This window comes from Legionella nagasakiensis, assembly GCF_900639915.1.
Lineage (GTDB): Bacteria > Pseudomonadota > Gammaproteobacteria > Legionellales > Legionellaceae > Legionella_A > Legionella_A nagasakiensis.
Window position 1 is genome coordinate 32,774 of record NZ_CAAAID010000007.1, and the last position, 26,256, is coordinate 59,029.

Here is a 26,256-nt window from a genome sequence, read left to right on the forward strand (position 1 = left end):
GTTGCAGAAATTTTTCAATAGATTTCATAGACCTTATGAAAAAAAACATATTAATTCTAAATACTGGCGGCACCATAAGCAGTGTCAAAACTCAACATGGTTACGAACCAGTTCAAGGGTACGTACAATCTGCATTAAAAAACATCTCAGCGCTTGCCCATGCTGATATGCCACACTACGTCATCAAAGAATACGATCCCCTACTTGACTCGGCAAACATGACCGTGAGCGAATGGAATCGGATTGCCACTGATATTGCAACGGAATATAAAAACTATGACGGCTTTGTGATTTTCCATGGAACTGATACGATGGCCTATACTTCATCCGCATTATCATTCATGCTGGAAAATCTTGATAAACCAGTTATTCTTACTGGCTCGCAAATTCCCTTATCAGAAGTACGCAACGACGCCATTGACAACATCATTACGTCTTTATGGTTATGCTCTCATGATCCCATTAAAGAAGTATGCATTTATTTCAATCAACATTTACTACGAGGTAATCGCGCACAAAAAGTAAGCGCCCAGCGGTTTAATGCATTTGACTCTCCGAATTTCCCGCATTTGGCAAGCATCGGCATTGACATTGAGATTCATCACGAGTTGCTGATTCAGCCATCTGAAAAGCCTTTTCGTCTGCAAACCATAGTTCCTCATTTTATCGCGAATTTCCGCTTATTTCCTGGCTTTTCTGCCGATGTATTAGCTTACATTTTGCAACACCCTCTACGTGGATTGGTTCTGGAAACTTATGGTACCGGAAATGCCCAAAATAATGATCCGCGCTTTCTGCAATTACTGGAAGATGCCTGCCGGCGAGGTGTTGTCATTGTAAACTGCAGCCAATGCCAACATGGAAGCGTACACATGGATCAATACGCCACGGGATATACCCTGAAGCAGGCAGGGCTCATTAGCGGTCATGATATGACGCCAGAAGCCGCCCATTGCAAACTTTTGTACCTATTTACAAAAAATTCTGATGTAAATCATGTCAAGCAACACATGGAAATGAATCTATGTGGAGAGCTGAGCCAGTGATTAGTCGCATTTTTTCTGGCAATGTATAAAATATCAGTACTATTTATCTAAGGACTTTAAAACATCATGTCATTGCATATCATTATTCTTGCGGCAGGACAAGGCAAGCGCATGCACTCCAAAACCCCCAAAGTCTTGCATCAGCTGGGAGGAAAACCCATGCTTTTGCGAGTCATAGAAGCCGCACAAGCATTAAATCCGGAAAAAATCCATGTTGTTATTGGGCATGGTGGTGATCATATCAGGCAAGCGCTGCCAGAACTTCCCGTCCATTGGGTGGAACAAGCAGAGCAGTTAGGCACAGGCCATGCTGTCATGCAAGCATTGCCTTATATTTTATCGACAAGTCAGGTATTGATTCTCTCCGCAGATGTACCTTTGATTCAGACCAATACCCTACAGGCATTATTAAACCATTGTAACGCGGAATCAAAGCAGTCATCCCCCCTAGGTTTATTATTGGCGAACGTCGTAGAGCCCGCAGGGTTAGGTCGTATTATTCGCAATCAAAACAATCAAATTTCTGCCATTATTGAAGAAAAAGACGCAGATGAGTCACAGCGGCAAATCAATGAGATTTATAGTGGGATATGTTGTGTATCAGCTGCAGCACTTCATCGTTGGCTGCCGAAATTAAGCCGAGCTAATGCCCAAGGAGAATATTATTTAACAGAAATTATTGGCATGGCGGTGGCAGAAAATTTGCCTATTGTCTCGCTCCACACCTTGGATCCTAATGAAATCCTAGGCGTTAACAATCGCTTGCAATTGCAGCAATTAGAGCGTCTATGGCAAAAGCAACTGACCACAAAACTCTTGCTTGCCGGCGTTAGCCTGGCGGATGCTAACCGCGTTGATATCCGCGGTGAATTGCATTGCGGTGAAGACGTATTTATTGACATCAACACCCTATTTGAAGGGAAAGTTATTCTTGGGGATGGCTGCTCCATTGCACCTAATTGCATCCTTAAGAATGTGACAATAGGTGCAAACAGTGCCATTCTAGCCAACACCGTGCTTGAGAACTGCACGATTGGAGAATATTGCCAGATTGGTCCTTTTGCTCGAATAAGGCCAGGCACGCAATTGCAAGCACACTGTAAGATTGGTAATTTTGTCGAAGCCAAAAATGCCCTATTTGGCACAGGCAGCAAAGCCAATCATTTAAGTTATTTGGGGGATGTAACGCTTGGCAAACAGGTGAATATTGGGGCAGGCACCATTACTTGTAACTACGATGGCGCCAACAAACATCAAACCATTATCGAAGACGGCGTATTTGTTGGCTCCGATACTCAGCTGGTGGCGCCAGTTACCATTGGTGAGAATGCTACCATTGGAGCGGGAAGTACAATCCGTAAGAACGTCCCTGCCGGTGAGTTAACCTTAACAGAATCCCGACAAAAAACAGTATACGGCTGGATAAGGCCAAAAAAACAGAAATAACGCTGACAATACAAATTTATCTGCGCCCGCATTCTATATGGCTGATTTAAAAATTATTCAAGCGCTTGTTAACAAACTCTAAAAGCCCCCTCTCGAGCCTATCGTCTTATTTTCAATGCCATAGACGACTAGCCAGGAAATGCCAAGCGAGGCCAATAACGATGAGTCCTAAGCCAAACGCCCAAATCATCGCTGGAACCCAAAACGCTAAAAAAAGGCAAGAGATAAGTCCGCCTATAGCAAACGCACTAGGATAAAGACGATCCTCTTTGGCAAGACGCAAAGCAGCAAGGTTGGTGATTGAATAGTAAATTAATACTGTAAATGCACTGAATGCCCATGTTGTTTCAACACTGCCCGTTAAAGAAAATCCAATGATTACAATACCAATACCGATGATGGCTGCTGAGGGCACACGTCCCTCTTTTGAGAGCTGGCCAAATAATGGAGGGAGGTCGCCTTTACGGCCCATTGCCAGTACTACTCGAGAAAGTCCTAGTATAAGATTCAATAGCACGCCTAACATGGCAGTGCATGCACCTAGCGCTACCATCTTGCTGAGCCCTGGAGTACCCATGGTATTTGCAGCAATCTCCAGTGGCGTAGCTCGGCTTTGTGTCATCTGTGCAAGACGTTCCGATCCGACAGCGCCCACCGCAATTAAGCCAACTGTAATGTAAAGAATAGCGCTGACAATCAGTGTGATTACAATGGCACGGGGAATAAAATGGCGAGGATTTTTTACCTCTTCGCCAAGAGTGGCTATACGTGCATAACCTGTATAAGCCACAAACATTAAGGCTGTAGCATAAAAGAACCCTCTCATCCCCCCTTGTTCTGATTGCGGAAAAAATGGCATCAGATTAGATGCACCATGACGAAAGAAATCGGGTAATCCAAACAGAACAAAGGCTAAAAGTGAGAGTAATGTCAGTGATACAATAATGATGTTTGCCCAATTAGATCGTTTTAGACCACTTAACACCATGAGCGTTATTACACTTGCAATACTGACGGCGACGGGAACGATTGAAATCGAATCAAATCCTAATAAATGCAATAGATAGCCTGCAAACCCGAGGGCGGCCGTCGCTGCCGAAGCCGTTTTGGCACACAAAAACATCCAGCCGGCAGTGAAACCAAGCCAAGGATGCAGGTAACGATAGCCATATTCATAGGTTCCACCACTGACTGCGTGACTGGCTGCAAGTTGAGCACTGGAGAAAGCATTGCACGTGGCCACCAGTGCCGCCAAGGCAATGGCAAGAATAACAGAGGGACCAGCGACACCTGCTGCTACCCCAATACTTACAAAGACACCCGTGCCCACAATGGACCCAAGCCCCATCATAGTCGCGTCAAATACCCCTAATTCACGCTTCAATCCATTTTTTTGTGAATTGGCCGTCATTATTTCCCTCAAAGATTGGCTTATTGATTGCTTTTGAATTGATTTAAATTGGTGCAAAATCCATGCATCTTGGGTATATAGTAATATCAGCCCCGCCGATTTCCTAATCCAGCAATTCCTTCGCTATATGGGTGGCGCGCTTTACGCGCACGTTTTGCTTTATCTCCTGGAGGAGCAAACAATTGCAACGCCATCACCGTCCAGCCTAGCGCTGCACTATCTCCTCGTGGACGCTTTCTATCGCCTCCCAATTGCCTATCCGGCTTTTCACCCCCACCGTCTTCTGCAACAGCACCTTCTGCAGCAGCACCACTGACAACAAGTCCCGGCGGATCAGATTTCAACGCCCCTGTAGAAGGGGCCAATGCTTCCTCCGCTCTTTCTTTGACAGCCGCTTCCAGAACAATCGGGGGGGCACGCCTAGCTCTAGAAGGAAAAGAGAGCAATGGAGGACGAAATGGTGGTAATGATAACTCAAATGCCTCATCAACACCTTCCACAGCACCTCCCTCATGAGGGGCCACCCCCGCCGAAACGACTCTACGTGGCGCACTTACAGCGGCTGCAAAAGGAGCTACGGGTGTTGTTATTGTAATTTCTGCTCCCTTGACATCAGGGGTGTTGCGAATGGCAACCGCTGTCTCTCGTTCGTTCACTTGATGGATTTTTTCAAATTGCTCATCACCTCTTGAAAATCCGCCATGGACAACACAATCACATAAAATAGGCAATCCTCTCCCTGCGCCACCAAAACAATAATCATTATATTGGCGCTTCTCTCTTGAAGAGGTTTTATCATACCTCCTGGATCTAACATTTGTATCAAAACTTGCCAAATAAGCGGCCGGAAAACCGCCAGCATTATCTGTAATTACAATGGATAATGTTTCTCCAACCAAACGCAAAGCAACACGCATCTCCAGCGTTGTATTCGCTGTACGCATTGCTTCTGCCTTTAAATAATTAAGCACAATCGCATCAATGCTGTTTTTTAATAATTCAATAAAGCTGTTATCAAGGCTTTCAAGAGCCAGAGGAGCCGTTCCTGCATCACAGATAACAGAAGACAAGGAAGAAAACAACCGATTTTCTATTGGATCATCCCGATTGCACTGTTCGCTGAGCAAACGTTTGATTTCACACCAATGAAGTTCCCCCTGTAACCCTCTTAAACTCTCGATATAAGGTTCTCGTATCCGTTTAAAATGTTCTTTTGCCTCTGCTGCTGTCAATTGAGCCACACGTTCATGAGCAGCAGCATCTGCCCCAGCCTCACGAGATGCGTGCAACTCTTCTAATGCTTTGCAACTATCATACAACCGTTTAGCCGCCTCGCAGTAAGCCTTCATATCCATCGTCAGTTTTACCGCTAACCTAGAATCCCTATCCAAAGTAATCGTTATCATCTTCTTATACCCTGTCCCCAAGCCCGTCTACTTTTGTACAATAAAATTCATTGAATGTCAAAAATTATCCAACGGGGGTGATTCAAGATCAATTTGGCCTTCATGTTTCCCTTCATAAAGGGGATTGGGACGCTTTTTTGTAAAGTCCTGAAGGAATTAGATTGAGTAGCATCTTTAAAAGAAGAGAAATTCAGGCGGAATATGGCCTTTTCACAATAGAGGTAGTTACGTTTTTGTCTTATGAGGATATTCGCATAAATCGCAAATGATGCATTGAGGACAACGAGGCTTTCGTGCGATACACACATAACGGCCATGCAAGACCAACCAATGATGAGCATTCACTAAAAACTCTTTGTCAATCTGTTTAAGCAGTGCCTTTTCAACAGCCAGTGGCGTTTTGCCTTTAGCAAGTCCCGTTCGATTAGCAACCCTGAACACATGCGTGTCAACAGGAATAGCAGGCTCATTAAATGCAGTATTCAGGATGACATTGGCAGTTTTTCGCCCAACACCGGGTAATTCCTCCAAGGCATCTCGCGTCTCAGGCACTTTTCCCCGATGTTTTTCTAAAAGTAGTTCACATGTCTTAATAATATTTGCTGCTTTGCTATTAAATAACCCAATGGTTTTAATATACTCTTTTAGCTTTTCTTCCCCCAGGGCAAGAATCGCTTTTGGTGTGTTTGCCAGGGAAAAAAGTCGAGCCGTTGCTTTATTCACACCCGCGTCCGTTGCCTGAGCAGACAAGATGACCGCAATTAATAACTCAAAAGGAGATTCATATTTTAATTCTGTCGTGGGATGAGGATTTTGTTGTCGAAAACGTTCAAACATTTCACGACGCTGTCGCTTATTCATGTTTATCCTGATGTTTTGCCTTTACTCTTGCTAGAGCTTTTTGGATAAAATCCTGCTTGGCTTTTTTATCCTTCTGTTTTTCTTCACCCTGTGCGGCAAGTGTGCGTTTCGCTCGATACTGCTGCTGCTTTTCATGTGCTTCACGAAGTAGTCGTATTTGCCTTGCATGATAACGTTGACGCGCAAGGTCTTTATCATAGCCTGCTTCAGGCAATGGCACCATCTCTATGCAATCAACTGGGCAAGGTTCTACACAAAGCCCGCAACCGGTACATTCATGCGCAAGCACGGTATGCATCAACCGGCTGCTGCCAACGATGGCATCCACAGGACAAGCCTGAATGCATTTCGTACAGCCAATACATTCAGATTCACGAATCACCGCTCTGGATGGCAAGCGATGTTTGGCTGCAACCATAGAACCATAAGGTGTGGGATCTATATTCAATAATTGGCCCAAAGCTCTAAGCGTTTCCACACCACCAGGTGGACATCCATCAATCGTAGCGCCACCCTGCGCTAATGCTTGCGCATAAGGAAAGCACCCCGGATAACCACACTCGCCACATTGTGTTTGCGGCAATAGCTTATCAATGTCCTTTGCTAACGCCATCATTCATTCTCTGCAAGCATTGCATCGACTTTTTCTTTGTCAACCCGCACCATCAGCGGCACAAACTCATTAATGGTATGACTCAACAACGGTGTATCCACTCGGCGCCAAGTCAATGGCTCATCGTTTAAAAACATTTCTACCGTTGCCGCCATCTGCGGTAATACTGGCTTTAAACACGTCATGAGAACACGAAACAAATTTAAGCCCATCGTACAAATCGCCTGCACTTCGAGAAGACGCGCGGAGTCTTTAGCCAACACCCATGGTTTATTTGCGTCAATATATTGATTAACGCGATCAGCGCCTTCCATGATAAGACGAATAGCATGAGCATAATCGCGAGCAACCAAAGCCTCGCTCACTTGATCCTTGACAGTCAATAGTTCCGCATAAAGAGCTGGCTCACTAAGCGAATCAGCCAACGTTTGCGCAAAACGCTTATTGATGAATCCGGCACAACGGCTGGCAATGTTGACGACTTTGCCGACCAAGTCCGCATTAACTCGCTGGGTAAAATCCTCGAAATTTAAATCAAGATCATCAACCCGGCCGTTGAGTTTGGCCGCAAAATAATAACGTAAATAGTCAGGATGCAAATGCGCCAAATATCTGCGGGCTTCAATAAAGGTTCCTCGTGACTTTGACATTTTCTGGCCGTTAATGGTTAAAAACCCATGCGTAAAAATCGCCGTAGGAAGACGATGATTGCTACCCGCTAATAAAGCCGGCCAGAACAGCGCGTGGAAATAAACAATATCCTTACCAACAAAATGATACAGCTCAGCCGAGGAATCTTTATCCCAGAAATCAGCAAAGGAAATGCCTTCTCGCTCGCAGTATGTTTGGAAACTGGCCATGTACCCGATGGGAGCATCCAGCCATACATAAAAATACTTGTCTTTAGTGCCAGGAATAAGAAAGCCGAAATAGGGTGCATCACGAGAAATATCCCATTGCTTCAAACCTGCAGCAAACCATTCGTCAAGCTTATTGACCACTTCGGGTTGTAAATGTCCTTGACGTGTCCACTCTTTCAATAAGGCTTCATAACGCGGTAAATCAAAAAAATAATGCTCGGATTCTTTCTCAATTGGCTTAGCGCCTGAAATAGCAGATACGGCATCAACCAAATCCGTTGGCGCGTAAGTGGCACCACAGGCTTCACAATTATCACCGTATTGATCAGGCGTATCGCATTTTGGACACTGGCCTTTGACATAACGGTCAGGAAGAAACATATTTTTTTCCGGATCATAGGCTTGCCGGATGGTTTTTTTCACAATATCGCCTCGGGCTTGCAATTGTGTATAAATTTTTTCGGCAAGCATCCGGTTTTCCAAGGAGTGCGTCGTATGATAACTATCGTATTCAATGCTAAACGCCGCAAAGTCACGCTCATGGCTTGCTTTCATTTCAGCCGTCAGTGCCTCTGGAGAAACGCCTAACTGCTCGGCTTTCAACATAATTGGCGTACCATGCGCATCATCGCCACAGACGCTAATACACTGATGACCCAGCATTTTATGGGTCCGAACCCAAATATCGGTTTGGATGTGTTCGACCAAATGCCCCAAATGCAAATGTCCGTTGGCATAAGGAAGAGCGCTGGTAACCAGCATTTTGCGATCTTGTGTCATATTCATCCACGCAATAAAAATAGCAAATTGCAAGATTATAACCCATCCGTGCGGTGATTGCTGTATTATGAGATATAATATCAGGGAAAATGCTTTATACTGTGCTAATTTTGCCACCATTGTAGCATGGGATGGTTTATAGACGTTGTGTAAACCATCAAGATTCCCCCTTTTTTAAAGGGAGGTTAAGAGCGACTAAGAGGATATTTATATGAGCAAACCCCGCCTTATTATTGGCATCAGTGGTTCGTCAGGCATTATTTATGGTGTTCGCCTTTTACAAGTCTTGCAGAATATGGCGGTAGAAACTCATCTAGTCATCAGTAAAGCAGCGCAGTTAACCAGAGCTTATGAAACCTCGCTGACGGCAGCTGAATTGAAGTCGCTTGCGGACGTCTATCATCCCTGCACGGATATTGCTGCGTCCATTGCCAGCGGTTCTTTTAAAACATTAGGCATGATTATCGCGCCTTGCTCAATGAAGACGCTAGGAGAAATTACCCATGGAATCACCGGTAATCTTCTCACCCGTGCGGCCGATGTCATTCTCAAAGAGCGGCGCCGCTTAGTCTTGATGCCGCGAGAATCTCCTCTGCATCTAGGACATTTGCAAAATATGGTAGCGGTCACGCAAATGGGGGGGATCGTTTGCCCGCCTGTACCGGCTTTTTACACTAAACCGGAAAGCATTGATGATTTAATTGACAACAGTATCGGCAGGGTACTGGATTTATTTAGTTTAGACCATCCGTTAGCAAAACGTTGGGGGGAATAAAAAAACGCGGCCTAAGCCGCGTTTTTCAAGGAGAATTATTAGCAATTACATGCCATGGCCACTTAAGGTCAAAGGAGAAGCATCAAGCTCGCGTCGAACGTCTTCGACAGGGGGAACTGGACGCAGGCGAGGAGCTTGAAGTGGAGAAGCGTGGTGAGCATCATCAAACGCTTCTTCTTCATCAGCAACTGCATCAAAACGAGCACGTGCAGCGCCAAGAAGAGTAGCTGTTCTGCTAGGACTATCTACTAATTCTGCTTCGTCATCCGATTCCGCACTAAGTGCGTCATCGTTTGCTGCAGGGTGGCTGCTGCGAGAGAACTTGCTGGCAATCCAGCTGGCTGCTTTTACAACGCCATTAGCCAAAGCACCGGCAGCAAAAACAGCAGCGGCAGCAGCGGCAGCAACAACCCCTGTAGCAACGGCAGCAGCGGCACTACCGAAGACTGCAAAAACAGGAGAAGAAGCCAAGGCAATAATACCGCCGGCGACTAATGCAGGTGGGAAAAATACAACAGCAGCGGCAGCGGCCAAAGCCAATGCGCTCAGAGCCAACATTTTCCAGTGTTTACGCAAAAAATTTAACATAATAATTACTCCGTGGGTTAAAAATCCGGGGCAACTATAACATGACTGCCAATTAAAATGAAAGAATTTTATCCAAAGAAATGTAACTTTTTTGTAAAGTTAATATTAACTTATTGATAATAAGTGGGATCTTTGACGTTTGCTGCTTTAAATCCTTGGGCACGCAACATACAGCTATCACAACGCCCACAAGCAGCACCCTCCTGATTCAATTGATAACAAGACACGGTAAGACTGTAATCCACTCCAAGCCGCAAGCCAGCCTGAATAATTTCAGCCTTACTCAAGTCAAGCAAAGGTGCATGAATCGTAAAAGGCTGGTCTTCGACACCTGCTTTGGTTGCAACATTCGCGAGATGTTGAAATGCCTTAATAAACGCCGGTCGGCAATCAGGATAACCGGAATAATCCACAGCATTAGCGCCAATAAAAATATCATAGGCACCTACAGCCTCTGCCAACCCTAGTGCTGTGGCAAGGAAAATCGTATTGCGTGCAGGCACATAAGTGATGGGAATCTCGCCATTATCTTGATAATCAGGCACATCAATACCATGATCCGTCAATGCAGAAGCACCAAATTGGCCAATATCAAAATAAACCACACGATGCTCAAAAACTGCCATGTCTGTCGCTATTCGCCGCGCTGCAACCAATTCATATTCATGCCTTTGGCCATAATTAAAGCTTAAAGCATAGCAGGTAAACCCTTGCGCCTTAGCCATGGCAAGGCAGGTCGCCGAATCCAGTCCGCCGGAAAGTAAAATCACTGCTTTTTTCATATAATACTATCAAAAAATTTTATTGCATAAATTATTAACTCCTCCCTTGATTAAAGGAAGGTTGGAAGGGATTTTTGCAGCTTAAATCCGCTTATTTTAAATACTTTCCACAAAATTTGCTACCTTAAATCAGATGCTGTTAAAATGCTGCGCCATGAAGTCATTAAATGAAGCCCAATGAACCCCGAACTTTTTCCTGTGATTCTTGCCGGCGGCTCTGGCACCAGATTATGGCCGCTATCTCGTAAAAATTTTCCCAAACAATTTTTGCGGCTGCAAGGCAAAAACTCTCTCCTGCAACAGACAATGCAAAGAGCCTTGAGCTTGCCGCATCGTACTATTTTGACCGTCAGCAATGAAGCCCATTATTTTCTTTGTCAAGAACAACTGCAATCCTTTCAGTCCTCAGTAACTTATCTGTTGGAACCCTGTCCTCGTAACACAGCACCAGCGATTGCAGTGGCTGCTCATTATCTTGTTCGTCATATTAGCCGTCATGCCATGATGCTCATTCTTCCTTCTGATCACTGGATTGCTGATATATTTTCTTGGCAAAAAGCCATGTTGCAAGGAGTTGAGGTCGCTGCTTCTGAGCCGGTCTTGGTGACGTTTGGGATCAAACCAAGCAGTGCAAAAACAGGTTATGGATACATCGAAGTAATCCCTTCGGAATCAAAAAAATCGATGCTGGTTCAAAGTTTTCATGAAAAACCGGATATGAAAACGGCTGAAGAATTTCTTGCCAAAGGCTATTACTACTGGAACAGCGGTATGTTTGTTTGTCGTGCTCAAACCTATCTAAACGAATTACAACGGCATGCGCCTGACATTTTTCAAGCCAGTGAAGAAGCGTTTCTGGCCGGCCAACATGGCCATGACTATCTTCGTTTAGACGCGGAAACCTTTGCTCAATGCCGCAATGAATCTATTGATTATGCGGTTATGGAAAAAACCAGCAACGCCGTTATGATTCCAACCAATATTCAATGGAGCGACCTTGGCTGCTGGAGCGCCGTTGCCGAAGCAAACCAATTGGATGAGCATGGCAATGCACTTCATGGTAAAGTAATCGCCAAAGACAGCCACAATTGTCTAATCAGCAGCGAAGATACTTTGGTAACAACGCTTGGAATTCAGGATCAAATTATTGTTGCAACCACGGATGCGATCCTTGTCGCAGATAAACGCTACTCTCAGCAGGTTAAAGATATCGTTCAGGCGCTTGGAGAAAATCATGCGCAACTTGCTGATGAACACTTACGAGTCATGCGTCCCTGGGGGTACTATGAAATCTTGGCTGAAGGGCCCGCATTCAAAGTCAAACGACTTATGGTAAAACCAGGAGCCAAACTGTCTTTACAAATGCATGAACATCGTGCCGAACATTGGGTCATTGTCGGCGGCACGGCTGAAGTCATTAACGATGAACAAACCATGGAACTTACGGTAAATCAATCCACTTATATTCCCCAGAAAACTCGCCATCGTCTAAGTAACCCCGGGCATGAAGCTTTATATGTTATCGAAGTGCAAAGTGGCCATTATCTGGGTGAAGATGACATCATACGCTTTGATGATGTGTATCAACGAGAAACGTCATTTATATCAAACCAAAACTCTTAACGTGCCTGCTTTAACAAGTAAAGCAATTGTAAATAATCTTGCAATTCTGTAAAGATAGTTCGCCCTCTCTTGTTTATCAAAACCATGATATGTTATAAAATAATACATATTGTTCCGAAAAAATATATGCTTTGCCTGATTTTTTAACCGAGGTAACGTTATGTCCATAAGCAGCATTTTGCGACACACTTCATTCAGCACACTTGATGAAGCCGACCAAGATGCTGTGCGTCAATTATTTAATGATGTTTATCAAAAAGAACAAACAATGACGCTGGATATACTTGAACTATTTAAACATCGGCAATTTCTATCCACCTCTCTTGAGCTTTATAGCAAAAAGCTAGCACGCACCAACCCTGCAAGCTTTAAGTTTTTAAGTAAAGAACAACGGATTGTTCTTGAAGAAGAACTTTTGTTTACGTTTTATCTTTTATCAGCCCAATATCGATTGGATGAAGCGGAGTCGCGACGACAAAATTTGCAACAACGAAGTGAGCAAATCAAGCATTGTGCCAAATTGATCAATCAACTGCGGCAAAGCAGTTTGAAAACAACACCGGAAACTCTATTAAACAGCGCCATTGATGATTCAGAAAAACATTTAAAATACTTAGGATTAACCATTGCAGGCCCGTTTGTTGCCGAGAGAGTTGTAGAATTCAGCGGTGGAAAAACGGGCGTCATCAAAGGCTGGATGGGTGATATCAATGAGCGACGCCTTTACTGGGTATGGGGCGGAGGATTACTTAGCAGTGTTATTGGCCTTATGCCCGATCATATTGGTCATAAAGATTCGGCACAGCAAGCATTGAATGCACCTGCGCCTGTATTGGGCTATGCCAGCTGGATTCTTTATTATGCCCGCTTCGGAATCGAGCTATTCTTGCTCCTGAAACACACCATTAAAGGCCCATGGATGAGCAAGGCAGAAAAACAAATTCCTGCCTGGGAGCGCTTCAAAACACAGTGGCAGCAGCGAAAATTCATGTTGCTGAATGACGCCGTCTGGGCAACCGTTAATCTGGTCACTTTCTTCTGGTTAAACGGTAGCGGCATGCTGGGCTATTGGGGCAACGTCATCACTGCAGGCCTATTATTGATAGATGCCTCTCTGAATTTATGGCGATTTTATGAAGAAACCACTCAGCATAACGAAGAATTGGCCCGTTATGCTCGTGACATAGAGGCTCTTCATGCAAAACTGCGTGATGAAGATGAAAAAAATGCAGAAGCCCGTCGTTTATTACAGCGTCAAATTGCATCGCTGGAAAAGACGCAGCAACAATGTGAATTTGATTGGAAATATAAAAAATACAAACTGATAAACGACGTTACCTATGCCTTGGCCATTATTGTGGCATTCAGTGTGGTTTGCTGCTTTTTCTTCCCCCCGGCTGCCATTGCACCTGCTTCAGCTTTAATCCTTGGCGTTGCCGGTGCCGCGCTTTGTTTTGGTTTAACCCTTGGCTATGCGGCTGTTTCCGGCGGGATTGACATTGCCAAATCCCGTACCACCGGAAAACTGGCCCTTGCGGAATGCAAAACGTTACTAGAACTTTTTAATGAAAGTGATAACGAGTTTGAAAAAAAACAATTATATCTGGATATGAAACAGTTGATGGCAGAAACGGATTATCAAGAAAGACTCATTCGCTTTCAAAAAATCAGTCTGGTTCGCTCCGTGCTGATTGATGCCATGCTTCCAGCATTGATGTTTGTCTCGCTGATGTTCATGCCGTTGGGAATAGGAATTGGTGTGATTGCCGCCGGGATGGCGTTAGCTGTTTTGTCGCGCATCATTCTCAAACGCTTTGAACCGAAAGAAAAAGCATTGCCTGAATTTGATGAAGAAGATTATCAGCAATTTGCAAGCAATCCTGTACTGGCTCATTTTAACAAGGACGATGATGCCAAGAAACCAGGATTCTTCGAAGCAAGTAAACAGCAAAGCAAAGACGGTTATAAACCAGTATCGCAAACACCAGAGGAGAGCGAACCCCTGATACTGCAAAGCGGTGAAATTTAGAATATTTTTTATCGCTGCCAGGCATGGCTGGCAGATTGGCCTGGTGCTGAAAAAACCTTTACCACAATACGCTCAATACGATGACGTTTCAATTCACCTTCATCTTTAACCAACTCATTGACAAACCACCGCGATAATTCCTCGACGGTAATATTAGTCAGAGGCATTAATGTAACATCTTCCTTCAGAAATGGTATTTTTTTATGATTAAACGTAAAATAATAATAAGTATCATCTTCGTCATACTGTAAGAAAGGTGAATACTTTGGCATAAGAAAAGTTTGATTTAAATGCCTGCATAGAGCATGAATACGCTCCTTGTAATAACGATAATCAAACGTCATCCCATTCTCTTCTACCCAAGTTGTTAACGCCAAATAAACACCGTATTGATGGCCATGCAACGGCTCACGTTCCGTTGCCGAAAAAATGGTGGTATGGCCTGCAGAAAACTTCATTGATTCTTTTTGCAATTCTACTGTCGTCAAATATTTATCCATCATTACAAGCTCGCCCGTTTATCATGCAATTGAAAACCACGCAATGACGCTTCAAAGTCTTTCGTTAATGCCAATACTTTAAACAGCTCGCCCATTTCGTTAGCCTGAACCAACTGTTTTACCGCTTGTTGTTCTTGTATTCGTTCTCCCTCACGCTCAATCGCCGCCAGCAAGTTTAGTAAATCATTAGCCAACAAAAAGGAAGCTTGATTAGTGAAACCCCCGACGTGGAAACCAGCATTATAGGCTGCTTCAGCGACGTGCGTAAAATCCACGTGGGCGGTGATGTCTTCTTCGCCAGGATGAGCCAGTGGATTGGGATGAGACTGATGATAATAATGACACATTAAGGTGCCCGTACAACGTTCCGGATGATAATACTCATGACGAGGAAAGCCATAATCAATAATAAAAAAAGCTCCTCTTATCAACATGTTAAAACATTGCTGCAACCAATCATCAATAAATAAATTAGCTTCTGATTGATAAGGGCATAAGTCAGGCGATAAAATGGAGTTCACGTGCTGAATTAGACGACGATCGCTGCAAGGCTTGAATACCTCCGTGAGCTCACCTTGTTGGTTCACGGTTATATAGCTTTCCAGCAACCCCTCTTTGGTCTGTGTAAAACGATGAACTGGCATGGCATCCAGTACTTCATTGGCAATCATTACCCCTTCAACAGGTTCTTGTGGCCAACAAGACCACCATCGTACTTTGTTCGCTAAATGCGGAATACACTGCTTAACAAGCGCTTCCTGCCTATGCCGCAAGTTACTGCTCACTTCGAGAATATGATATTCCTCTGGCAGGCAACCCAGTTGCTCAAGCCGCATTAAAACATCAACACACAATTTCCCGGAACCTGCGCCAAATTCAAACACAACAGGATAATTTAACGCACAAAGCACTTGCTGGCACTGGTTAGCCAGAGTTTTTCCAAACAAAGAAGTTAATTCAGGAGCGGTTATAAAATCACCCTTGGAACCAAATTTTTGCAAACCAGAGCTATAATAGCCAAACTGCGGAGCATAGAGAGCCTGATGCATAAATTCAACAAAAGGCATATCCCCTTTGATGCTTAATTGCTTATAAATGAGTTCAATTAGATTCATAACTTAGTAAGGCATTAGGGCGAATAACTCTGCCCGATATTGCATAATAATACCGCATTTTTAATAAGGAATATACCGTGAAACAAACAAACCACGCAGCACCGGTAGCACTGATTACAGGTGCTGCACGTCGAATCGGCGCATCCATTGCTTGGCACTTACAACAAGCAGGGTTTCGTGTCATTGTTCATTTTAATCGCTCCCAAAAAGAAGCAGATGCTTTAGTGCAAAAAATGAATCAAGATAAACCTGAAAGCGCACGAGCACTAAATGGAGATTTGACCATAAAAGAGGTCTGTTATCAGCTTGTTACCGAAGCAGCGAACTGGGCAAAGCGCTTGGATTTATTGGTCAATAATGCGTCCGTTTTCAAGCGGACTGATTTTTCCAATCTGGTTGAAGACGACTGGGATAATCTTTTTAATACCAATGTCAGAGCACCTTTCTGGTTAAGCCATGCTTCCAGGCCATATCTGACTAAACAGAAAGGCTGTATCATCAACATGACTGACATACATACAGACAAGCCCTTAAAAGATTATGCCATATATTGCCAATCAAAAGCGGCTCTGGCAATGCAAACCAAAGCGCTGGCACGTGAATTTGCCCCATCCATTCGTGTTAATGCCATCGCCCCTGGTGCTATCGCCTGGCCTGAAGGTAACAATACACTAAGTAATATTGTGCGGGAAAAAATCATTGCCCAAACGCCTCTGCATACTCACGGAAATCCAATAGTTATCGCACAAGCAGTTTTAGCCCTTGTCAAAAATCCATTTATCACCGGCGAAACGTTGCATGTAGATGGCGGGCGCAGATTAATTTAATGTACGATAACAAGAACAGGACTTACGAAAAAGCCAGAAATCAAGGTAAAAAGACATTTTGACGAGAGGCTTTAGACTAACTAACTGATTGAATCAAAATGTCTTTTTAACGCAGAGATTGGAGTTTTTCGCAAGTCCTGAAGAATTTTGGAGTAAAAGCAAATGAATAAACAATACCTTAGTGCAGTTGATATGTTAAAGATAGCGGCTGAACACGCTTATTGTGCGGAATATTTATTAAAACAAAATGCGGAAGTTCATCTGGATAAACATCTTAGTATCGATGCACTTTTACCGATTATCTCATTAATTCATTTGGCTTTTGAATTAACTTTAAAAGCCTGTTTGCTGCATGAGCATCGACAAATAAGGCACTATAAGAATCTGATGGAGCTTGTTGAGCTCAATCATCATCTAGGTTTATCCAAAGAAGATTTAAAATTAATCACAACACTCTCGCGTCAACAGGCATTTCGCAAGGGCACAGATTATATGCTTTGGGAAAACCGCCAGCAATTACATGCATTTTGCGAACAAACGATGCGCTTTTACGCCCGCTTGCAAGAATTAATGCCCTTAGAATTGCAAGTCGATTACCAATAAGCTTTATACCAGGGTCTGTTGACATTTCATTTTGCGAAACTCAACGACTCCTTCCTTTCATAAGGCAATGTTGCATCAATCAATCTTTTAAATTCCTCCCTTTTTAAAGGGAGGTTAGAAGAGATTTTTTTAATGAAATACCCTAACCATGATCACTTATGCGCTCCGCCATCCCTTGCTTAAATTGCCCCCAAGCAAGAATACGAGCAATCTGCCCATTAGGATTTAAATACAATATGCCACTTTTATCACTAACACCCATTGCCGGGAATAGCAATAATTGATTCAACTGTCTTGATAAAGCATAACTATCCATTCCCAAAGCATACAAACGATTATAGCTATTATATTGCTCAGGCCAATGCTTATGCCCCATATGATGATTAAATACCCAAGGCATATCGCAGAATATAACACCGTTTAAATCACGATCTTTCATGGAGTTGGGCGTTCCAGCATAGACGCTGGATGTCGCATACACAGGAACATCCCCCGCATAATAATATTGCAGCAATGGCACGATTTGCCGTGCTTTGCTGGGATAAGCAAGAAGAAAGATCATATCAAAATCCTGTCTTCTTCTTGGGGTGGATTCAATATTACGACCCAACAGTTGTTTTAATTGCTTTTTACGTGCTTCGCTATCAGTAATATGCAGAAAATCACGAACAGAGGCATTAAGATTTTCATTTGCATGATAACGCAACGCGTCAATAATGCGACCTCCATTGGCTTGCCATTGGCTAGAAAAAGCAGCAACGATCTCATCTCCCCAACTACCTTCGGGTGCTATAATTAATGCTCTAACATAACCATTTTTACGCGTCTTGGCAGCGACTTGTCTTGCCTCATTACTTGGCGAAAGCCCAAATTGATAAGCATTATTTTTTGTCGCTGAATTCAAATCATTAAGTAATAAAGTGGGTACTGGATGCTCCATCGCTGCAACGGCAGCAACATCCATTTTAGTTAATGGACCAACAATATAATCTGCTCCTTCAGATATAGCCTGTTGATAAAGTGCGGCTGCATTAGCAGCATTTGTATTATAAAAACGTATTTTAACATGGCCGGCTTCCTTGCTGGCAGAATAGGCAGCCATAAATCCATCTTTAACCGCATGACCCGGTCCTGCAAGCGGTCCTGATAACGGTAAGAGTAATGCCATGTTTTTGGGCGGCAAAAATAAACGCCGCTCAGCATCAGTCCTCTGTAAGATAGAATGAGCAGAATGATTTGGATAGTCCTCTTGCCATGTTGCAAGCGCAGCCAGCATTGCTTGTGGTTGATCATAATCGTGTCTTGAAATAAGAGCTAGTTGCATCCACCCTTTTAATTCAGAATCATCTGGTGCTTCAATAGCCAAGGTGTTGAGTTCGGCAGGAGGCAAGGTTGTCAGCGTCAACCAAAGGGCACGAAGATTATTTGCTCTCGATGCTTCATCTGGCAACAGATGTTCCAGTTTAATCCGCTCGCCAACAGACTCTGTTGCATTGCCCGTGCTCTGATAAGCTTGGGCCAGCATTTCATGAAACTGTGCCTGGTAATAAATAGGCATACTGGCTACTGACTGAACCTTTGCCAGTCGATTTAGGGCTGAACGCGGTTGCTCAAGAATTAAATCGATTTTTGCTAACAGCAAGTCCTTTTCGTCGGTCAATTCACCTGATAAATGTTTCATTCGCAATAAAATCGTGCGGCCTTGCCGCCACTGTCCATCATAAATCAAACGGCCAGCAGCCTTCATCAATAACGATTGCTGCGCCTCGCCGGTCTGATTTTTTGCTAAAGCCAGATAAGCAGCAGCCGGCATCGTATAGGGACTTGCTAATTGTTGATTAACCTGTAAATGACTGTCGGTTACTTTCGTACAGCATGAAAGTACTAAGACGCAACAAAAAATGAAAACCCATTTAATTAAAAGAGAATTTGACAGCATGAATTTTATCCAAAATCATATGCACAGAAAAAATTAGAACGAAAGAGAATAAACCATGACCGCCAGTTCAGCAACAACTCCAGGCAAGCTCTATATTGTTGCAACACCCATCGGCAATCTTACTGATATGAGTGAGAGAGCTATAAAAACATTGCAATCCGTCGACTTAATTCTTGCTGAAGACACTCGGCACTCGCAACCGCTACTCACCGCGTTGGGTATAAAAAAACCGATGAGATCACTGCACGCACACAATGAAGCGAGCCAAAGCGAACAATTTATCTTTACCCTACTCCAAGGACAATCTTTAGCCTTAATTAGTGATGCAGGAACTCCTTTAATCAGTGATCCCGGTTTTCCTCTCGTTAAACTAGCTCATGAAAAAAACATTTCCGTCGTGCCAATTCCTGGTGCCTGCGCGCTGATAGCGGCTCTTTCCGCAGCAGGCGTTTCCTGTGATACATTCACTTTTGCCGGATTTTTGCCGGCAAAACAAATAGCCAGGTGCCAAAAATTAGAAAAACTGAAATCTTACGAGCATACCCTGGTTTTTTATGAATCCACTCATCGCATTCTAGAGTGCATTAAGGACATTGCTGCAATTTTTGGTGAAACAACAGAAATCGTCTTGGCTAAAGAATTAACTAAATCATTTGAACGCTTTATCTCGGGAAATTTTACACACATCATGGAATGGCTACAGGCAGATAAAAACCATATTAAAGGGGAGTTTGTCTTAATTCTTCCACCAAGAGCCGTTGAAAAAGACAAAAAGAACTATGAAGATACTTTATCCATTCTCTTAGCTGAACTTCCACTCAAACAAGCAGTGAAAATCACATCACAGTTAACGAAAGCCAATAAAAATGAATTATATAAAATAGCGCTGGATTTACAAAAATAAAAGTGTCAGGACTTACAAAAACCCCCAATCTCTGCATTAAAAAGAGAAATACGCATGGCAGCTAGCAACAACATAAGTATTGCCTAGCTTCTTCTTCAATCCCTTCTTCTTTTTTCTCCACAATAGGAGAAGGCAAAGCTGGTTTACTGGGTTGATTAAAATAGCCTTTTCCGCACTCATACCCAATAAACAACACCGTCAATACAATCGCAGCTGGCCAGGAAACCGCAAAGGTAGCCATAATTAACAAAGGCATCACCGTATTTTTAACCATGGACATCATGAAAGCGCTGCGAGCTTCTTCCATTTCATGCAAAGCGTGCGAACTATCTTTTCCCGTTTGTTCAGCTCGCTGCAATAGCAAGCTTTTTTCATGATATTTTCCATACGCATCGGCAGAAATGTACATAGCAATGCCTATCACGCAAACGAAAAAGCAAGCTGGAACAGCCACAGGAGAAGCCAATAAAAGAGAGGCAGAAAACCCAGTCATCAACAGGACTGCTGCAGAAATATTAAACCAATACGTTGTATTCGTCGCTTGCCAATGAATATCAAGCTCGGCCAACTGTTCATCAAGCAATTGACAACGTTCACGGTCATCAGCATAGCTTGCCTTTTCGTGAAGGTATTGTTCTTTTTTAAGCAAATAGTCTTGTTCAGCAAGCCATCGCCGATAGAAAAGCAAAGAAACATCAAACAATAGAAATCCTGCGGTTATCCAATTAGCCACCGGAGCAGAGATATTAAAGTACATCGAATAATTGGTGAGGCCATTAACTACACCCCAAACCATATCATTCAGAAGATCGCAATGCCTTTTGCTCAGCTCTTGGGAAAATCTTTCTTTTAAGGATAACGATTTTTCAGCGTCCGAAGGAAAAAACGTATGTTTAAGGATCATGCCAATATTGATGGCAAAACGCGCAGCGAATACCCCGACGCTAAGCATATTAAAAACACCAGCCGGCTTATCTAAGGTAGATAACATATCACCAATATCAATCTTCTCCAGGAACGATGAACCCTGAATCATGACCAGCAATTGCTTTAATGTTAAGCGGGAAAAAACCAGCTGCATTCGGGTAATATTAGTCAATGAAACCCAATCGCGTATTTTTGAACTATGTTTTGGCGTGCTCGCCAATTCACCCAAATCATGACTAAACCGATTTTGCCAAGACTGAATGATTGAGGCTTCTGGAAACGTTCCCTTTTCATAAAAATAGGCGATTTCTTCACCTAATTTACGATATTTTTCCGCCTGATCAAATTTACCATAAGCTTGGTAATAAGATTGCAACATTAAGCTGCAGTAATAACAATAAAGCCAAAAAGCTTCGCGATTTTCAGCGTTTTTCTTAAGACTAGCAAATAAATGATTAAATTCTTGTTCTATAAGGAATCGATTTCTGGCAAGAAAATCATATTCTTTCTCAGAGGCTCGAACGCGAACGGTTTCGATGGAATTAACTGAAGAAGAAAAAAAACCTTGTTTGTCCAAAGTAAAGGGTCTGTATTGCGCAGTTTCAGCCATCGTATCCCCCATAAAAAATGGACAAAACGTTAAAAATAATAACTTACATCTTGTTTAATTCCAGATCAAGTGTTTATGTGCTTATTTTTTTCATATTGAGTTATGACAAACAATCCGTTTACCATAGGAACTTATTTTTCATTAAAAGGACTAGAGACGAAGGCATGTCTTCAAAGGTTAGGAGGGATCAACCCTTATTTACCGATACAAAAACTGGAAAAAATTTTTCCAAGAAGATCATCGGGAGTAAATTCACCGGTAATTTCACAAAGCGATTGATGGGCCAAACGCAAATCGTCTGCAAGTAATTCACCCGCACGATGAATGGTTAATTGTTCTTGTCCAGCTAACAATAAAGATTTTGCTTCATCCAATGCTTGCAAATGCCTTCTTCTTGCTAGAAACAGGCCTTCAGTCGGCTGATAGCCAACCACCTCTTTTATTTTAGCCTTTAATAATAGCAAACCATCGCCTGATTTAGCGGAAAGATAAACGACATTTTCTTCTTGTTTTGCAGAAAGGCCAAGCGCGTCAATTTTGTTAAAAACACGAATGATAGGCACATCTAATGGCAATATGGCACCAATTTCATGACTTAATGAATTGATTTCATGACTTTCTAACGTAGCATCAATCACTAACAGAACACAATCCGCACGGCTTACCTCGTGCCAGGCACGTCTTATTCCTTCTCGTTCAACAAGATCATCGCTATCTCGCAATCCAGCAGTATCAATGAGATGAACTGGAATTTCATCAAGCAATATGTGCTCTCGCATCACATCTCGCGTTGTTCCAGCTACTTCAGTAACAATAGCGACTTCTCGTTCAGCCAATCCATTGATCAAGGTAGATTTACCGGCATTTGGTCGGCCTGCTATAACTACAGAAAGCCCTTCACGTATCATTGCACCTTGTCCGGCACTTTTACGGATAACTTCTAGCTCATGAATCAAATGATTCAGCATGGATGCTATTTTACCGTCATTAAGAAAATCAATTTCCTCTTCTGGAAAATCAATAGCCGCTTCTACATACAAACGCAAATTAATTAACTTCTCGTTTAATGCAGCAATTTTCTTAGAAAAATCGCCTTGTAGAGAACGAATAGCCATTCGAGCAGCAGTTTGCGAACTAGCATGGATCAAATCAGCGATGGCTTCCGCCTGAGTCAAATCAATCTTATTGTTAAGAAAAGCACGCTCCGAAAATTCGCCAGGCTTTGCAATTCGTGCGCCAAGCAAAATACACACGTGTAATAAATGATCCAAGACCATGGGTGCGCCATGCACTTGCAGTTCAATAACGTCTTCACCAGTAAAAGAGTGAGGGCTCTTGAAGAAGAGAAGAATGCCTTTATCAATCAATTCATGATTTGTATCAAAAAAAGAGCAATAAATAGCTTGTCGTGGGTTAAACTGTGGCTGATTTGTTAAATGCAGGGCAATTGAATAAGCGTTGGGTCCAGAAAGACGAATAATGCCTACTCCACCACGACCTGGCGGAGTAGCAATTGCAGCGATGGTATCCACAACCATTTATTTTACAGTAGCTAATTTTTTTTGCGGCTTATCATCGCTGTATTTACGGGTAATGTACCATTGTTGCAGGATCGATAAGCTGTTATTCACAATCCAGTACAATACTAGACCCGCGGGAAAATTCCAGAATAGCGCGGTAAATAGAACGGGTAAAAACATCATGATTTTGGCCTGCATAGGATCAGGCGGTGCTGGATTCAGTTTTTGTTGAATAAGCATGGTTGCTCCCATGATCACAGGCAATACATGATAAGGATCTGCAGCAGCGAGGTCTTTTATCCAAAAAATGAAAGGAGCTTGCCTTAATTCCACACTCTCTAATAAGACCCAGTAAAGAGCAATAAAGACTGGAATCTGAATGATGATGGGTAAACAACCACCCAAAGGATTCACTTTTTCTTGGCGATACAGCTCCATCGTTGCCTGGCTTATTTTAGCCTTATCATCGCCATAACGCTCCTTCAATGCCTGCATTTTTGGCTGTAATTTACGCATAGAAGCCATTGATTTGTAACTGGTTGCAGACAAGCGATAAAACGCTAGTTTAATCAGCACCGTAACCAAGACAATGGACCATCCCCAATTTCCTACCACTGAATAAATAGCTTTCATAATGGAAAAAAGCAACGATGAAAGGAACCATAACCAACCGTAATCAACCGTCATATCAAGTCCTGGGGCGATGGCCTTCAGAACACTGGTTATCTCCGGGCCAACATATAACCTGGATCCGGTTTCTTCTTTTTCTCCTGGCGCTATTATGAGGGGTTGACTTACTGAACCAATGGTAAAATCATTGGCAAAAGAACGTGTATAAAAGCGATTTTTGCTTTCAGCATCTGGAACCCAGGCACTAAGGAAATAATGCTGCTGCATCGCTACCCATCCACCTTTGGCCTCAACATCCAGATTGCTTTTAGTCATGTCCTTAAAGGTAACTTTCTGATAACGATGCTGGCCTGGATTTGAATAAGATGCACCGGTGTAAGAACCAATGTGAAACATGCTCGATTGATCTTCTTTTGGCGAGCTTTGTAAAAGCTGCGTATTCATATACCCTTTCCAGGTTGTAGAACCTTCATTGGTTAGCAAATACCGAACTTCGATGAGATAGCTGCCTTTGGAAAAAACAAACTCTTTAATGGCCGTAAGACCATCAGCGCTTTTTCCCTGCAAAGTCACCACCAATTTTTCCTCATCAGCAGGTAACTGGTATTGTTGTTTTGCAGTGGTAAACTCAAAATCAACGTTTTTTACTTTCTGCTCACTGACAACAAACAAACTGCTGTTGGCAACATAACGTTCTCCTGCATTGCTCTGCAGCAAAGTAAAGGGTTTATCTTTTTCCTCAACACTAACAGGATAGTCAAGTAACTGTGCACCAATAATATCCCCTTGCTGCAAATCAATAGCAACATTTAATACATCCGTTTTTACCTTAATCGTTTTTGATTTTTCCGTGTTTTTTTCATGGTCAACCATTATCCGTGTTTCTGATGGCTCTTCTGCAGCTATCGTTGGCAGCAGAGGATTGTCCGATGCTGTTTCAGCAGCCATTCTATTTTGAGGGACAGCTTGAGGAGGATAATCCGCCTGCCAACTGCTCCACAGCGAATAAACAACAAAAGCTAATGCTGCATATAAAATTACACGTCTAATATCCATTAAAGCTTCTCTTCATTATTAGGTAATACAGGGTCATATCCACCGGGAGACCATGGGTGGCAGCGTAATAACCGCCGACATGCCAACCACAAGCCTTTACTGATTCCATAGTGTTCGACAGCCTGCAAAGCATATTGAGAACAACTAGGATAAAAGCGACAACAAGGTTTTATGAGTGGGCTAAGCAAGTATTGGTAAAGCCGGATAGGAGCACAAATCATTTTTTGCATAAAGCCGTTAATTTGTCCCATGCTTTATCCAATTTATTGATTAAAATAGAATTTTCCGCCTTAGCGGCGCCATGCCTAGCTAAAATAACCACATCTATTGCTGGTAATTGCCGTACACGGAACGTTTCACGCAAAATACGTTTCAATCGATTCCTGTCATGCGCTTTCGCAACGTTTTTTTTTGATAATGCCAAACCAAGCCGAGCATAACCCATGGCATTATTTCTGTATAAGAAAATGAATTCTGAAGTCATCATTTTCATTGCCTGTTTAAAAACAAAATCATATTCGCTTTTTTTTAACAAGCGCTTTGCTTTAGTAAAACAGTACACTTAGGCAGATAAGCGCTTACGTCCTTTAGCGCGACGGCGTTTGATAACCAAGCGACCAGAACGTGTTGCCATGCGTGCACGAAAACCATGATCTCGTTTGCGCTTTAAATTACTGGGTTGAAAAGTGCGTTTCATGATGAACCTGCAATTAATTTTTCAAAGTGGGCAATGATAGATAACTTTACACGGACTGTCAAACAAGAATTAATTGTTTGATCGGCGAAAATAATACACATGGCAGGCCATAATAAAAATAAGATAAATTTATTATTTGTTATTTATTATAAGCCATGTTTTTCTTGTGGATATGTTTTATTAATTAATTGTTATTAACTAGTTATGTTTTTTTGTTCTTGTTTGAAACCCCTGCTTATTCTATTGAATACATTATGAAAGAAGCGCATTCTCTAAAAGTGGTATGTCGTTAATCCACGAACTACTACGAAGTAATCATTGTGTTATTCACAAAAATTAGACATTCGAAAAATAGAAAATGATTGGTTTAAGTCTTTTTACAAAACTGCACATTTGTCGAGATGTTATCTGAATTCTGATTTTTAATGAGGTTGGATTTATTAATTTTATAGTTTTACAAACTCATGCTTATGCCTGACCTTTAATAACAATAAATAACATTCTTTTATTTTTGTTTTTTATTATTACTGATATCAATTACTGTTATATTTTTAGTTTTTTGATTTAAAATCAATTAGTTATTTGTTTTTTAAGGCTGTGTATAATTGGTGTTTAGAGTGCGTATTTAAATCTGGATAACTTTATTTGATAATGTTTTGCTTAGATTATCCTAGGCTTATTCTTCAAGTTTTATTCCATTTATTCAGG

The 26,256-nt window shown here is 42.5% G+C and carries 24 protein-coding genes; 8 read left to right on the forward strand and 16 right to left on the reverse strand.

What is annotated here, in order from left to right:
* The first annotated feature begins 35 nt into the window (after window positions 1–35).
* Together ansA and glmU are read left to right on the forward strand one after the other, a co-directional pair.
* On the forward strand, window positions 36–1,046 hold the full coding sequence (gene ansA / locus E1O52_RS07330; protein ID WP_133128065.1) for an asparaginase: 1,011 nt from the start codon (window positions 36–38) through the stop codon (window positions 1,044–1,046).
* A gap of 66 nt (window positions 1,047–1,112) precedes the next feature.
* Window positions 1,113–2,492 carry a bifunctional UDP-N-acetylglucosamine diphosphorylase/glucosamine-1-phosphate N-acetyltransferase GlmU gene (gene glmU / locus E1O52_RS07335; protein WP_133128066.1) on the forward strand — a complete coding sequence of 460 codons (1,380 nt, stop codon included), beginning with the start codon at window positions 1,113–1,115 and terminating at the stop codon, window positions 2,490–2,492.
* Between the two features lie 112 nt (window positions 2,493–2,604).
* Here glmU and E1O52_RS07340 read toward each other — a convergent pair whose 3' ends face one another.
* From E1O52_RS07340 to metG, 5 genes are all read right to left on the reverse strand, one after another.
* Complete coding sequence (locus E1O52_RS07340) at window positions 2,605–3,903, reverse strand: APC family permease (RefSeq protein WP_133128067.1); 1,299 nt, start codon at window positions 3,901–3,903, stop codon at window positions 2,605–2,607.
* Window positions 3,904–3,989: 86 nt separating this feature from the next.
* A complete protein-coding gene (locus E1O52_RS07345) occupies window positions 3,990–5,309 on the reverse strand; it encodes an ATP-binding protein (RefSeq protein WP_133128068.1) in 1,320 nt (439 codons plus the stop codon).
* A gap of 225 nt (window positions 5,310–5,534) precedes the next feature.
* Window positions 5,535–6,170, reverse strand: a complete 636-nt coding sequence (gene nth / locus E1O52_RS07350) for an endonuclease III (protein WP_133128069.1) — start codon at window positions 6,168–6,170, stop codon at window positions 5,535–5,537.
* Window positions 6,163–6,783 (reverse strand): RnfABCDGE type electron transport complex subunit B, encoded by a 621-nt coding sequence (locus tag E1O52_RS07355; RefSeq protein WP_133128151.1) that lies wholly within the window; start codon window positions 6,781–6,783, stop codon window positions 6,163–6,165. Before E1O52_RS07355 ends, nth begins: the two co-directional genes overlap by 8 nt.
* On the reverse strand, window positions 6,783–8,423 hold the full coding sequence (gene metG / locus E1O52_RS07360; RefSeq protein ID WP_133128070.1) for a methionine--tRNA ligase: 1,641 nt from the start codon (window positions 8,421–8,423) through the stop codon (window positions 6,783–6,785). Before metG ends, E1O52_RS07355 begins: the two co-directional genes overlap by 1 nt.
* 211 nt (window positions 8,424–8,634) lie before the next feature.
* On the opposite strand from metG, the gene E1O52_RS07365 reads away from it, so the two are divergent.
* The gene (locus E1O52_RS07365) at window positions 8,635–9,198 is read left to right on the forward strand and encodes a UbiX family flavin prenyltransferase (RefSeq protein WP_133128071.1); all 564 of its coding nucleotides are present in this window, start codon (window positions 8,635–8,637) and stop codon (window positions 9,196–9,198) included.
* 45 nt (window positions 9,199–9,243) lie between these two features.
* Here the strand turns inward: E1O52_RS07365 and E1O52_RS07370 are convergent, their stop codons facing one another.
* Both E1O52_RS07370 and queC read right to left on the reverse strand, forming a co-directional pair.
* A complete protein-coding gene (locus E1O52_RS07370; protein WP_133128072.1) occupies window positions 9,244–9,786 on the reverse strand; it encodes a hypothetical protein in 543 nt (180 codons plus the stop codon).
* Between the two features lie 110 nt (window positions 9,787–9,896).
* Complete coding sequence (queC, locus tag E1O52_RS07375) at window positions 9,897–10,568, reverse strand: 7-cyano-7-deazaguanine synthase QueC (protein WP_133128073.1); 672 nt, start codon at window positions 10,566–10,568, stop codon at window positions 9,897–9,899.
* Window positions 10,569–10,745: 177 nt separating this feature from the next.
* Between queC and E1O52_RS07380 the strand changes: the two genes are divergently transcribed.
* Together E1O52_RS07380 and E1O52_RS07385 are read left to right on the forward strand one after the other, a co-directional pair.
* Window positions 10,746–12,191, forward strand: a complete 1,446-nt coding sequence (locus E1O52_RS07380; RefSeq protein WP_133128074.1) for a mannose-1-phosphate guanylyltransferase/mannose-6-phosphate isomerase — start codon at window positions 10,746–10,748, stop codon at window positions 12,189–12,191.
* A 160-nt stretch (window positions 12,192–12,351) separates the two neighbouring features.
* Window positions 12,352–14,220 carry a hypothetical protein gene (locus E1O52_RS07385; RefSeq protein ID WP_133128075.1) on the forward strand — a complete coding sequence of 623 codons (1,869 nt, stop codon included), beginning with the start codon at window positions 12,352–12,354 and terminating at the stop codon, window positions 14,218–14,220.
* An 8-nt stretch (window positions 14,221–14,228) separates the two neighbouring features.
* Here the strand turns inward: E1O52_RS07385 and E1O52_RS07390 are convergent, their stop codons facing one another.
* Window positions 14,229–14,720, reverse strand: coding sequence for a 6-pyruvoyl trahydropterin synthase family protein (locus E1O52_RS07390; RefSeq protein WP_133128152.1), 492 nt, complete (start codon window positions 14,718–14,720; stop codon window positions 14,229–14,231).
* 2 nt (window positions 14,721–14,722) lie between these two features.
* The gene (locus tag E1O52_RS07395) at window positions 14,723–15,835 is read right to left on the reverse strand and encodes a class I SAM-dependent methyltransferase (protein ID WP_133128076.1); all 1,113 of its coding nucleotides are present in this window, start codon (window positions 15,833–15,835) and stop codon (window positions 14,723–14,725) included.
* A 77-nt stretch (window positions 15,836–15,912) separates the two neighbouring features.
* Between E1O52_RS07395 and E1O52_RS07400 the strand changes: the two genes are divergently transcribed.
* Complete coding sequence (locus E1O52_RS07400; protein WP_133128077.1) at window positions 15,913–16,662, forward strand: pteridine reductase; 750 nt, start codon at window positions 15,913–15,915, stop codon at window positions 16,660–16,662.
* A gap of 162 nt (window positions 16,663–16,824) precedes the next feature.
* Window positions 16,825–17,265 carry a hypothetical protein gene (locus E1O52_RS07405; protein WP_133128078.1) on the forward strand — a complete coding sequence of 147 codons (441 nt, stop codon included), beginning with the start codon at window positions 16,825–16,827 and terminating at the stop codon, window positions 17,263–17,265.
* Window positions 17,266–17,407: 142 nt separating this feature from the next.
* Here E1O52_RS07405 and E1O52_RS07410 read toward each other — a convergent pair whose 3' ends face one another.
* Window positions 17,408–19,204, reverse strand: a complete 1,797-nt coding sequence (locus E1O52_RS07410) for a penicillin-binding protein activator (RefSeq protein ID WP_133128079.1) — start codon at window positions 19,202–19,204, stop codon at window positions 17,408–17,410.
* A gap of 55 nt (window positions 19,205–19,259) precedes the next feature.
* On the opposite strand from E1O52_RS07410, the gene rsmI reads away from it, so the two are divergent.
* The gene (gene rsmI / locus E1O52_RS07415; protein ID WP_133128080.1) at window positions 19,260–20,108 is read left to right on the forward strand and encodes a 16S rRNA (cytidine(1402)-2'-O)-methyltransferase; all 849 of its coding nucleotides are present in this window, start codon (window positions 19,260–19,262) and stop codon (window positions 20,106–20,108) included.
* 61 nt (window positions 20,109–20,169) lie between these two features.
* Here the strand turns inward: rsmI and E1O52_RS07420 are convergent, their stop codons facing one another.
* The 6 genes from E1O52_RS07420 to rpmH form a co-directional block, all read right to left on the reverse strand.
* On the reverse strand, window positions 20,170–21,645 hold the full coding sequence (locus E1O52_RS07420) for a hypothetical protein (RefSeq protein WP_133128081.1): 1,476 nt from the start codon (window positions 21,643–21,645) through the stop codon (window positions 20,170–20,172).
* Window positions 21,646–21,839: 194 nt separating this feature from the next.
* Entirely contained in the window at window positions 21,840–23,183 is a 1,344-nt protein-coding gene (mnmE, locus tag E1O52_RS07425) for a tRNA uridine-5-carboxymethylaminomethyl(34) synthesis GTPase MnmE (RefSeq protein WP_133128082.1), read from the reverse strand.
* Entirely contained in the window at window positions 23,184–24,851 is a 1,668-nt protein-coding gene (yidC, locus tag E1O52_RS07430) for a membrane protein insertase YidC (RefSeq protein ID WP_133128083.1), read from the reverse strand. It lies immediately after the preceding gene.
* A complete protein-coding gene (gene yidD / locus E1O52_RS07435) occupies window positions 24,851–25,102 on the reverse strand; it encodes a membrane protein insertion efficiency factor YidD (RefSeq protein WP_133128084.1) in 252 nt (83 codons plus the stop codon). The genes yidC and yidD overlap by 1 nt, the downstream gene beginning before the upstream one ends.
* Window positions 25,069–25,386 (reverse strand): ribonuclease P protein component, encoded by a 318-nt coding sequence (gene rnpA, locus E1O52_RS07440; protein WP_242602196.1) that lies wholly within the window; start codon window positions 25,384–25,386, stop codon window positions 25,069–25,071. The genes yidD and rnpA overlap by 34 nt, the downstream gene beginning before the upstream one ends.
* 27 nt (window positions 25,387–25,413) lie before the next feature.
* On the reverse strand, window positions 25,414–25,548 hold the full coding sequence (gene rpmH / locus E1O52_RS07445) for a 50S ribosomal protein L34 (RefSeq protein ID WP_133128086.1): 135 nt from the start codon (window positions 25,546–25,548) through the stop codon (window positions 25,414–25,416).
* Window positions 25,549–26,256: the final 708 nt, after the last annotated feature.

Excerpts from the sequence above, each read along its gene's own strand:
- E1O52_RS07420 (WP_133128081.1), bottom strand. The coding sequence starts at position 21,645 with ATGGCTGAAACTGCGCAATACAGACCCTTTACTTTGGACAAACAAGGT.
- E1O52_RS07385 (WP_133128075.1), top strand. The coding sequence starts at position 12,352 with ATGTCCATAAGCAGCATTTTGCGACACACTTCATTCAGCACACTTGAT.
- E1O52_RS07345 (WP_133128068.1), bottom strand. The coding sequence starts at position 5,309 with ATGATAACGATTACTTTGGATAGGGATTCTAGGTTAGCGGTAAAACTG.
- rpmH (WP_133128086.1), bottom strand. The coding sequence starts at position 25,548 with ATGAAACGCACTTTTCAACCCAGTAATTTAAAGCGCAAACGAGATCAT.
- yidC (WP_133128083.1), bottom strand. The coding sequence starts at position 24,851 with ATGGATATTAGACGTGTAATTTTATATGCAGCATTAGCTTTTGTTGTT.
- E1O52_RS07405 (WP_133128078.1), top strand. The coding sequence starts at position 16,825 with ATGAATAAACAATACCTTAGTGCAGTTGATATGTTAAAGATAGCGGCT.
- rsmI (WP_133128080.1), top strand. The coding sequence starts at position 19,260 with ATGACCGCCAGTTCAGCAACAACTCCAGGCAAGCTCTATATTGTTGCA.
- E1O52_RS07355 (WP_133128151.1), bottom strand. The coding sequence starts at position 6,783 with ATGGCGTTAGCAAAGGACATTGATAAGCTATTGCCGCAAACACAATGT.
- E1O52_RS07380 (WP_133128074.1), top strand. The coding sequence starts at position 10,746 with ATGAACCCCGAACTTTTTCCTGTGATTCTTGCCGGCGGCTCTGGCACC.
- metG (WP_133128070.1), bottom strand. The coding sequence starts at position 8,423 with ATGACACAAGATCGCAAAATGCTGGTTACCAGCGCTCTTCCTTATGCC.
- E1O52_RS07410 (WP_133128079.1), bottom strand. The coding sequence starts at position 19,204 with ATGCTGTCAAATTCTCTTTTAATTAAATGGGTTTTCATTTTTTGTTGC.
- mnmE (WP_133128082.1), bottom strand. The coding sequence starts at position 23,183 with ATGGTTGTGGATACCATCGCTGCAATTGCTACTCCGCCAGGTCGTGGT.
- E1O52_RS07370 (WP_133128072.1), bottom strand. The coding sequence starts at position 9,786 with ATGTTAAATTTTTTGCGTAAACACTGGAAAATGTTGGCTCTGAGCGCA.
- E1O52_RS07390 (WP_133128152.1), bottom strand. The coding sequence starts at position 14,720 with ATGGATAAATATTTGACGACAGTAGAATTGCAAAAAGAATCAATGAAG.
- queC (WP_133128073.1), bottom strand. The coding sequence starts at position 10,568 with ATGAAAAAAGCAGTGATTTTACTTTCCGGCGGACTGGATTCGGCGACC.
- glmU (WP_133128066.1), top strand. The coding sequence starts at position 1,113 with ATGTCATTGCATATCATTATTCTTGCGGCAGGACAAGGCAAGCGCATG.
- ansA (WP_133128065.1), top strand. The coding sequence starts at position 36 with ATGAAAAAAAACATATTAATTCTAAATACTGGCGGCACCATAAGCAGT.
- E1O52_RS07340 (WP_133128067.1), bottom strand. The coding sequence starts at position 3,903 with ATGACGGCCAATTCACAAAAAAATGGATTGAAGCGTGAATTAGGGGTA.
- nth (WP_133128069.1), bottom strand. The coding sequence starts at position 6,170 with ATGAATAAGCGACAGCGTCGTGAAATGTTTGAACGTTTTCGACAACAA.
- E1O52_RS07395 (WP_133128076.1), bottom strand. The coding sequence starts at position 15,835 with ATGAATCTAATTGAACTCATTTATAAGCAATTAAGCATCAAAGGGGAT.
- E1O52_RS07365 (WP_133128071.1), top strand. The coding sequence starts at position 8,635 with ATGAGCAAACCCCGCCTTATTATTGGCATCAGTGGTTCGTCAGGCATT.
- yidD (WP_133128084.1), bottom strand. The coding sequence starts at position 25,102 with ATGGGACAAATTAACGGCTTTATGCAAAAAATGATTTGTGCTCCTATC.